Below are 1,311 nucleotides of genomic sequence, written 5' to 3'. Positions count from 1 at the left end.
GTAGTGAGCGGGCTTGCCCCGGTACAAACCGGGGACATCGTTTACATTTCTAACCGGGGACATGGTTTACAGGCTATCACGCATGATCAGGAGGTAACTGATCATGCCCTGGAACCAAGAGTCCCCTATGAACCAACGAATCAAGCTGGTCGTCGACTGGCTTTCTGGCGATTACACAAAAAGCCAGCTGGCACGCCGCTTCAACGTTAGTCGGCCGACCGTGGATAAATGGATTTCTCGGCATGTTGACGGCGATTTAAAGTCGTTGGCCGAGCTTTCCCGGCGTCCTCATCACAGCCCAAACAAAACTGACGACGAGATATTGGCCCGCATCGTGGCAATGAAAGACGCTCACGATAAATGGGGGCCGAAGAAGATTATCGAGCTATTACGAATCGATGACCCTTGCACCGCCTGGCCCTCTCCAAGTACGGCAGGTCAATGGCTTGAACGGCTCGGGTTAGTCAGTAAACGGCGCTTCAAGCGCCGACACGGCACCTCTCACAGAGAAATGCGAGAAGCAAACGAACCCAATAAGACGTGGTGTGCTGACTACAAAGGGCAATTCAAGATGCTCGACGCACAGATGTGCTTCCCTTTGACCGTTACAGACCACGCCTCCCGCATGATTTTGGCGTGCAGGGCCCATCCCAAGATCATGACCAAGCCGGTAAAACAGGCCTTTGAGAGGCTTTTTCAGGAATATGGAATGCCGGACGTCATTCGTACTGACAACGGTGTTCCCTTCGCCTCTCCGGGCTTGGCAAGAATGTCCACCTTGGCAGTTTGGTGGATCCGATTAGGTATCTATCCGGAACGAACGATGCCGGGAAGACCCGCCCAGAATGGTCGCCATGAGCGAATGCACCGTAGCTTGAAGCTTGAGTTGCCGTTAGGGAAAAACTTGATAGAGCAGCAGCTTTTGCTGGAGCACTTCAGGCATGAGTTCAATTACGTGCGGCCTCATGAAGCACTCGGTATGAAACGTCCTGGAGAGCTGTATGTGCCATCTAGTCGACCCTATCCCGGCCGTTTGCCGGATTTGGAATACCCGGCGGAAATGTTGGTTCGAAGCGTCAGGCAGAACGGTTCGATAATGTGGAAGGGCAAGCTGGTATTTGTTAGCGAAGCGCTAGCTGGAGAGCGAATAGGGCTGAAAGAGACTGAAGATGATGCCTGGGATCTTTACCTGTGTGACTATCCCTTGGGGAGGCTTGGACGGGGAATGACTCGCGTCCAAGCTTCAAATGTGTAAACGATGTCCCCGGTTTCAGATGTAAACGATGTCTACGGTTCTACACCCGCGCTGGG

Annotated in this window: 1 protein-coding gene; it reads left to right on the top strand. The window is 53.1% G+C overall.

The genetic code is table 11. The features are described from left to right. The first annotated feature begins 103 nt into the window (after positions 1 to 103). Positions 104 to 1,255: an integrase core domain-containing protein gene (locus ACQRBV_RS27510; protein WP_060753173.1), complete on the top strand. Its 1,152-nt coding sequence runs from the start codon at positions 104 to 106 to the stop codon at positions 1,253 to 1,255. Positions 1,256 to 1,311 lie beyond the last annotated feature (56 nt).

The organism is Pseudomonas sp. R11F (genome assembly GCF_050312575.1).
GTDB classification, from domain to species: Bacteria; Pseudomonadota; Gammaproteobacteria; order Pseudomonadales; family Pseudomonadaceae; genus Aquipseudomonas; species Aquipseudomonas palleroniana.
The sequence above is the reverse complement of the archived record's forward strand: the minus strand, read 5'-3'. Positions and strand labels throughout refer to the sequence as shown.